Here is a 6,067-nt window from a genome sequence, read left to right on the forward strand (position 1 = left end):
TTTTGATACTATGCTATGTGTTTAATCTTATCCGTTTACAGCTTCAACGTTGTCTACAACATCAGGCATCATTTGTTTTAAAATACCTTCGATACCATTTTTAAGCGTTGCTGTAGAAGACGGACAACCAGAACAAGCACCTTGTAATAACATTTTTGCTGTTCTCGTTTCTTCATCAAATTCAATTAATTCGATATTTCCACCATCATTTGCAACTGCTGGTTGAACATATTCGTCTAAAATAGCTTTGATTTGTTGTTCAACAGAAGAAAACTCTTCAGCAGATTTTACCACAACATGCTCAGGAGCTTCTGTTGTGAATTCATAAAATTCATCAAAAACAGGACCTCCAGCTTGTAAATAATTCGTAATAAACGAACGAACATCCATCGCCCAAAGTGACCAATCTTCTGTTTCGTTTTTCGTTAAAGAAACATAATTATCAACAATAAAAACTTCTTCAACAAAAGGATATTCTTTGTAAATCGCAACAGCTAATGGAACTCCAGCAGCTTTTTCTCTCGATTTTATCTCGATGATTTCTGGCGCTAACATAGAATTTGAAACGAATTTCATCGCAGCAGGATTAGGCGTCATTTCTGCATAAATAGAAATAGGAGCCTTTTTCATTGGTGCTAAAATTGCATTTTCTTCTAAATGTTCATTGATAATTTCTTTCAAATCTTCTGTAACATCAGCCCAATCAACAGCATCTATTTTTTCTATCGCAACAAAATTCGCTGTGATAAATATTTTTTGAATAAATGGTATAGTCAATAAAACTTGCGCTAAAGGAGATTCGGTAGCTGTAGATTCTTTATCGAATTCTACGCCACCTTGTGTTAAAGTCTCGTCACAAACGAACTTCATCACGTTATTATTTGGTGTAATTTCTTCGTATACTCTCATAGTTCTACAAAAATACGCTATAAAAATGTATCTTTATCATTAGAATTATAGATTTTGTTATGGCAATAATTAAAGAATTAAATGGGCATACGCCAAAGTTCGGTGAAAACTGCTTTTTAGCGGATAATGCTGTGGTTGTAGGAGAGGTAGAAATGGGAGATGATTGCTCAATTTGGTTTTCAGCAGTTGTGCGTGGAGATGTACATTATATCAAAATGGGGAATAAAGTAAATATTCAGGATAACGCAACGATACATGCGACGTATCAAAAATCGCCAACAACAATTGGAAATAACGTTTCGATAGGGCATAATGCTATTGTACATGGTTGTACAATACATGATAATGTTTTGGTTGGAATGGGCGCAATTGTAATGGATGATTGCATTGTTGAATCTAATTCTTTGATTGCTGCTGGTGCAATTTTAACCAAAGGAACGCATGTAAAAGAAGGAGAATTATGGGCTGGAATTCCAGCGAAAAAAATAAAAGATGTTCCAAAAGAATTGAAAGAAGGCGAAATAGAAAGAATCGCCAATAATTATTTGATGTATAGTAGTTGGTATAAATAAAAGAAAGCTCAGTCTGTAACTGAGCTTTTATTTTCTACTTCCAGAAATTCCAAACTTTACCATCAAAAAAGGCAATTGTTTTGGATAAGGAGAAATAATATCATTGACAACATGTCTATACGAGGTAAAACTATTCAATTGTTGTTATCATTTCCAGATTGTGGAACATATTGCGAATCAATTCTGGTTGTAGATTTTCCAAAATCTTCATTAAATATTACCTTTGTTGTTTAAGGTTTAACAAAACTTATACTAAGGAAAATAAAAACATTGAAAAAAGTATATTATTAATCATAATTAATCCAGACAAAAAAAATAAAATGCAGTTTTGTAACAAATTTTTATAAAGAATGTTGAAATGTCTATAGTAATCAAATAATTACGTTTTTAGTTGCTTGTTAAATGTTTATTAAGTAAATAAAATATTATTAAACAATACGATATGGTAAAGCAGTTAACTTATGATGATTTTGGACATACGCTTCATCATAATCAAATTCAATCAGTTGATGGCAATTATCTTGTTTTTGATAGACGAAATGATGATACAAAAATTGGAGAAACTTCTTCCATCTGTTTACTTCATACGAAAACTTACGAATCCGAAATTATTTATACAACAAATAATCAAACAGAGTTTGGTCCTGGAGTAGGTGCAGCCTCTTTTTCACAAATTGAGAATAAAGTTATTTTTATTCATGGTATTCGAAATGCGAATCAAGCAAATCCGTATTCGGCAACAAGAAGGACAGGTGTCGCAATTGATTTAGAATTTCCAAATCAGCCTATTTTTATGGATGCTCGAAATATAAATTTTCCCTTTACAAATGGTGCTTTGCGTGGAGGAACACATTCGCATTCGTGGCAAAAAGAGAAGAATTGGATTAGTTTTACTTACAACGATTATGTCTTGGAACAAGAATCCAAACACAATTCTAGTATAAAAGATCAGCGAGTGGTTGGAATGATGTTTCCCAAAAAAGTTGAGGTTGATTTTGATAAAACATTAGAGAATAATTTTGGTGAAATGTTTTCGATTATCGTTTCTAGAGTAGTGATAAATCCTAAAAATGGAAGTGATGAAATCGAAAAAGCTTTTGATGAATGTTGGATTAACTCAACAAACAATATCGCATTTCAGGGACATGTGCGTGATGAAAAAGGGAATTTGAAAACGGAAATTTTTATTGCTGAAATTCCAAATGAAATAAGGTTTGATGAAAACGATAATTTAAAAGGAACTTTAACTACTTTGCCAGATGTGCCAAGTTGTATTTCGCAGAAACGAATCACTTTTACTCAACATGGAATTAGTAATTTTAGACATTGGTTACGTTCTTCTCCTGATGGGAAAATCATCTATTTTTTGATGGAAGATGAATTTGATAAGACGCAATTATTTGGTGTAAATTTAGTTTCGAATGAAATTATTCAATATTCTTTTTTAGAAAATTCGATTACCTCTCCATTCAATCTTTCACCAAACGGAAAATATGCTATTTATTTTGTTAACGATAAAATATATCTAAATGATTTAACCGAAAAAAAATCTAAACAAATCTATCAAGTTCAAAAAATCAATAATGAATTAACGGGAATTCCGCATTTTTCTAACGATGGAAAAAAAATCTATTTTAATCAATTTGTTTCAAATAATTTCAATGAAAAGTTTATTCAAATCTTCGAATTAGAGTTATAAAACAAAATTGAAATATGTTAAAGTTCAAAGTTTTCTAAAAAATATTTGTCCCTTATAAAAAATATTTCTAATTTTAGTACAGATACTTAACCGAACCTAAGGTCTATGCTCTTATTCGAGTCTAACCAATGGGAATAAGAACTAAAAAAAACCTCCAATTTGGAGGTTTTTTTTATGTTTTTATTAGTCTTACTTCATACAAATCCTTGCGTCTGTCTTTCATCGTTTTTACAGTTCCATACTCATGCAACTCTTTTAGAAGATAAAGATCAACATCAGAAATCAGTACCATTTCTGTATTCGGAGTTGCTTCTGCTTTAACTCCATTGTTTGGAAAAGAGAAATCTGAAGGTGTGAAAACTGCCGATTGTGAATATTGAATATCCATATTATTCACACGCGGTAAATTTCCCACAGAGCCTGCAATAGCCACATAACACTCATTTTCTATTGCACGAGCTTGCGCACAACTACGTACTCGCGTATAACCATTTTGCGTATCAGTCATAAATGGAACAAATAAAATTTCCATTCCTTGATCGGCTAAAATACGGCTCAATTCAGGAAATTCGACATCATAACAAATTAGTAAACCTACTTTTCCGCAGTCGGTATCAAAAACTTTTATTTCATCGCCACCATTCAATGCGTAATATTTGAACTCATTTGGTGTAATGTGTATTTTACTATACGAATCTAATTTCCCCGAACGATGACATAAAAATGACGTATTATATAGTTTTCCTTCCTTTAGATGAGGCATAGATCCTGAAATAATATTGACATTATATGTAATTGCAAATTCTTGAATTTTCTTCACAATATCGTCCGTCATCGTTGCTAATTGATGCATCGCTTCAATCTCTTTCAAATGATTATATGGACTCATCAACGGCGAATTGAAAAATTCTGGAAACATAATAAAATCAGAGCCATAATCGCTTACCGCACTTACGAAAAAATCAATTTGATCATAAAAATCTTGTAAACCATTAAATAAACGCATTTGCCATTGCACCAAACCAAGACGAATAGTACGTTTTGTCGGTGAATTAGATTTCAATTCAGGTTCGTAATAGATATTATTCCATTCTAATAAAGTGGCGTATTCTAAGGATTCTTTATCATCTTTCAGATAATTTTTCAAGATTTTTTTAACATTAAAATCATTCGAAATCTGAAAAGCTAAAGTTGAATCATAAATTTCTTTACTTTTTACTTTTTCTATATATTGTCTAGGAGATAATTCTTGCGAATATTTATGATAATTTGGAATACGTCCACCAGCTACAATTGATTTTAGATTCATTTCTTCACAAAGCGCTTTACGTTCGTCATATAAACGTCTTCCCAAGCGCAATTGACGATAATTTGGATGAACAAAAACTTCAATTCCATACATTACATCACCTTCTGGATCATGTTTTAAAAATTTACCATTAGATGTTATCGTATCATAATTCGATTCGATATTCGTTTTTTTCGAATTAACCACAATACTTAATGCCGAAGCAACAACTTTTCCATCCACTTCAACACAAAGTTGACCTTGCGGAAAAATAGCTAATAATTCTTTAATTTCGTCGACAGTCCAAGTTCCAAGCTGATTGTGATAGGCTTCTTTTGTAGATTCAGTCAAATCACTATAATCTTCAAGAGTCAAATTTCTGACCTGAATATTCATTTTATTTAGATTTAGATTATGTTTGAATTTAGCAAATATTAATCCAATAAACAATTTTAAAAAATAAATTTAGACCTATCTTCGTATAGACTAATAAGCATGAAATGAAAGATGTAAAAATAGAGTTTAGAAAGCCTATTTATCCTGTGAGTGACGAATTAAATCATTATTTAGAGAAATATCATCGCAAAACAAAAGCGAGTGTAGAATATGATGATTTGATGCGTTTTTCGGGTTGTGTAGCATTGGAAGATAAGGAAGGAAATGATACGCATTGGTTAGGTGTTTATTATACCGACTCGGAACATCAGGAAATTCAAGATAGTCTAAACAGAATTTACACCTACTTACATTCAGACGGAGATGAGGAGTCTTTGCCTTATCTTGTTGTTGATTCTATTGATTATTGTACGTTCGGAAATTCGAAACCTTTTCGTATTCGGGTTCGTAATATTTTGAATGATAATTATACCAATTTTTACATCAAAAAAGCAGATGCTTCGCGTATTTATGGTTTAGAATTAGAAGATATTTTGTCTCCACATCGAATCAATTTTTTGGTCTACAAAAATACATTGATTGAAGAGCATATTTTAGGAATTCCAGGAGATGTTTTTATCAAAAATTATTTGGATAAATGTAATGATTTAGAGAAAAATCAGATTGCAAAAGAGTTTGTAAAGTTCAATGAACGCTGTTTTATTGGTCTTTTAGGTGATATGCGATCGTATAATTATGTGGTGATTCCAATTCACGATTTTGATCAAGTTATCTATAGAATTCGACCAATAGATTTCGATCAACAATGTTATGAAGGAAATTTAAAAATTTATCGACCACAGTATTTCAAAGAAAATAAAATTATGGTTGATTTGGTGAATAATCGCTTGAAACCAAATTCTGTCGATCAATATAGAAAAGAAGTAAAATCCTTGATTTCGAAAAGAATTTCGAATAGTTCGAAACGTTTTCGTGATTTAATGAAAATCATGAAAAATGATCATATTTCTAAACCAGAAAATGTTGCACAATTACGAACTGGTTTTGCAAAGTTTTATAAAGATCAATCTTACGAAAATTGTGAAAGAATGGGTGAAGTTCTATATAAAGCAATTGCGAATAGTTTGGAACAGATAAAATAAGAAAAGCTTCTCAAAAATAGAGAAGCTTTCTTTTTTTATATAATTGTCCCGTCCTGAAATA

General features: G+C 31.2%; 5 protein-coding genes. 3 read left to right on the forward strand and 2 right to left on the reverse strand.

Annotated elements, in window-relative coordinates; translation table 11 throughout:
• Positions 1-27: 27 nt before the first annotated feature.
• A complete protein-coding gene (locus tag B4E59_RS14070; protein ID WP_038333605.1) occupies positions 28-909 on the reverse strand; it encodes a NifU family protein in 882 nt (293 codons plus the stop codon).
• A 59-nt stretch (positions 910-968) separates the two neighbouring features.
• On the opposite strand from B4E59_RS14070, the gene B4E59_RS14075 reads away from it, so the two are divergent.
• Together B4E59_RS14075 and B4E59_RS14080 are read left to right on the forward strand one after the other, a co-directional pair.
• A complete protein-coding gene (locus tag B4E59_RS14075; protein WP_286495943.1) occupies positions 969-1,481 on the forward strand; it encodes a gamma carbonic anhydrase family protein in 513 nt (170 codons plus the stop codon).
• A gap of 442 nt (positions 1,482-1,923) precedes the next feature.
• Positions 1,924-3,180: a DUF3748 domain-containing protein gene (locus B4E59_RS14080; protein ID WP_291046424.1), complete on the forward strand. Its 1,257-nt coding sequence runs from the start codon at positions 1,924-1,926 to the stop codon at positions 3,178-3,180.
• Positions 3,181-3,352: 172 nt separating this feature from the next.
• Here B4E59_RS14080 and B4E59_RS14085 read toward each other — a convergent pair whose 3' ends face one another.
• The gene (locus B4E59_RS14085) at positions 3,353-4,864 is read right to left on the reverse strand and encodes a carbon-nitrogen hydrolase family protein (RefSeq protein ID WP_291053583.1); all 1,512 of its coding nucleotides are present in this window, start codon (positions 4,862-4,864) and stop codon (positions 3,353-3,355) included.
• 104 nt (positions 4,865-4,968) lie between these two features.
• Here B4E59_RS14085 and B4E59_RS14090 point away from each other — a divergent pair, with 104 nt between their 5' ends.
• Positions 4,969-6,006 carry a hypothetical protein gene (locus B4E59_RS14090; RefSeq protein WP_180904915.1) on the forward strand — a complete coding sequence of 346 codons (1,038 nt, stop codon included), beginning with the start codon at positions 4,969-4,971 and terminating at the stop codon, positions 6,004-6,006.
• Positions 6,007-6,067 lie beyond the last annotated feature (61 nt).

The organism is Empedobacter sp. UBA2044 (assembly GCF_002333005.1).
GTDB lineage: Bacteria > Bacteroidota > Bacteroidia > Flavobacteriales > Weeksellaceae > Empedobacter > Empedobacter falsenii_B.

Coding starts and splice junctions, on each gene's coding strand:
- B4E59_RS14070 (WP_038333605.1), bottom strand. CDS start 909: ATGAGAGTATACGAAGAAATTACACCAAATAATAACGTGATGAAGTTC.
- B4E59_RS14075 (WP_286495943.1), top strand. CDS start 969: ATGGCAATAATTAAAGAATTAAATGGGCATACGCCAAAGTTCGGTGAA.
- B4E59_RS14080 (WP_291046424.1), top strand. CDS start 1,924: ATGGTAAAGCAGTTAACTTATGATGATTTTGGACATACGCTTCATCAT.
- B4E59_RS14085 (WP_291053583.1), bottom strand. CDS start 4,864: ATGAATATTCAGGTCAGAAATTTGACTCTTGAAGATTATAGTGATTTG.
- B4E59_RS14090 (WP_180904915.1), top strand. CDS start 4,969: ATGAAAGATGTAAAAATAGAGTTTAGAAAGCCTATTTATCCTGTGAGT.